General features: G+C 64.4%; 1 protein-coding gene. It reads right to left on the bottom strand.

Translation table 11 applies throughout. From position 1 onward, the window contains the following. Window positions 1-60: 60 nt before the first annotated feature. Window positions 61-1945, bottom strand: a 1885-nt coding sequence (locus OXC99_00150) for a DUF3387 domain-containing protein (protein MCY4623412.1), incomplete at its 5' end; no start/stop codon positions are given.

The following is a 1945-nucleotide window of genomic DNA, read 5'->3' as shown; positions in this document are numbered from 1 at the left end:
CGATGGACCTCGTACTCGATGGTGGCGTCGCCGAACCTGATCCGGCCAAGCTCAGTCACGTTACACCCGGCTCTTGGCGACCTGCACGATCAGGTTGGCGAGCTCGTCCATCTGGGCTTCGTCATACAAACCCGTGGCTCGGAGGCTGCCCTTGACGTCCCGGCGCATCTGCCGCTGCACGTCCTCGTTGGTCTGCCACTCGATCACGGCATGCCCGGTCAGCACTTCCTCGACCCTCAGCGCGACGTCCCGCATATCGGAGTCCACGTCTATGACGTATGAGCCTGCATCCTGTCGGACCTGTCTCTCCTCTTCTGTCTCCTCGATGGTCGGCCCTTGCAGGATTCCGTAGATGGCCAGGGAAACCGGCGACAGACCGTGCCGAGCGGCGACGGTGGCCTCGCCATGGACCTCACCCTGTAACACCGCCATCTGCCGGTAGGCTTCGGACGCGTCGATTAGCTGGCTCCGCATCTGCTTGATGATGCGGGCGAGACGCTGGGAGAGGCGCTCGTAGAAGGCCGGGTTCTGCTCCAGCCGCTCATGAATCTGGGCGCGGATGGCGTGCTCCATGACCGAGGCGCGGGCCTCGGCGTGGGGCAGGTGGGCGATCTTCTCGTCGAAGTCCTGATCGAGGATGGAAACCGGCCGCATCATCTCGCGCACTTCTGCGCTGATGCGTTGGTCTATGAGCTGCTTCACTTTGGCGCCGATGTCGGTCCAATTGACGTCGGCGTTCTCGCGGAGAAAGTGGGAGCGTACGTAGGAGCGGATCAAAGTGAGCCGGGCCAGCCGGTCAACGTAGGGCAGCCCTCTCGGGTCGGGCAGCAGGCGGTCCATCAGGCGGGAGAACTGGCGGTAATCAAAGTTGAACCGTTCGAACAGGTCGGCCTTGTAGTTGCCCTCGGTGTTGGCGTCCGGCGCAAACATAAGGACGCAGGCCCAGGTGTCGCTCAGGTCCCGCCCCCTGAAGTGGGATTCAGCCCGGACGGCCGCGGCGTCGATGACCGTGGCAGGGTCCTCCTCCAGCGGCTGCATCGTGTCCTGCACGTCGTCCCACTCGAAGCTGGCCAGCGCCTGCTCCAGGTCGTGGGATATGCCGCAGTAGTCCACTACGAGTCCGTGCCCCTTCTCTGTGGGAGTGCCGTCCTTCTCGTGGGAGAAGCGGCGGTTGACGCGGGCGATGGCTTGGAGCAGACCGTGCTCGTGCAGCGGGCGGTCCAGGTAGAGCACCTGCTCCACCGGGGCGTCGAATCCGGTTAGCAGCATGTCGACCACAACCAGCACCTCCGGCTCGCCCTTAGGGTCGACAAAGGCGTTGGTGATCTGCTCCTGGTCCAGTTCCTTGGCGACCTGGAACTCGGGGCCGTCGTTGTGGCCGGTGGTGATGATGGGGTAGGCGCTGAGGCCGAAGCCCCTCAGCTGCTCGGTGTAGCGCAGTGCGGCGGCGCGGCTGGGGGCGACCACCTGGGCTTTGAACCCGTTGGGGCGCACCTTGTCCCTGAAGTGCTGGGCGATGTCCAAGGCGATCATCTGGATGCGTTGCTCCGCCTCGGCCACCGTCTCCCGGTTGGCGTAGCGGCGGCGTATCTCCTCGCGCACGCTGTCCGTTTCGTCGTCGAACATGGCGTCGAAGAGCTTGTCCAGCGTGTTCGGCCCCTCGATGTGCAGCTCCGGCATCCGGGCCTCGTACCAGATAGGCACGGTAACGCCGTCTTTCACTGACTGGGGGATGGTGTAGGAGTCGATGAGCGGGCCGAAGCGCTTCATGGTGCTGTGGCCGAACCCCTTGTCGATGGGAGTGCCGGTGAAGCCGATCATCACCGCGTTGGGCAGCGCCCGCGACATCTGCGCTCCCAGCGTGCCGTACTGGGTGCGGTGGGCCTCGTCCACCATTATGAATACGTTGTCCGAGTCGTTGAGCACGTCCAGTTTGCTGTCGGGG

It is taken from the genome of Chloroflexota bacterium, assembly GCA_026713825.1.
GTDB lineage: Bacteria > Chloroflexota > Dehalococcoidia > Lucifugimonadales > UBA1127 > UBA1127.
Note: the sequence above shows the minus strand (reverse complement) of the source record. Positions and strands in the feature narration are given on the sequence as shown.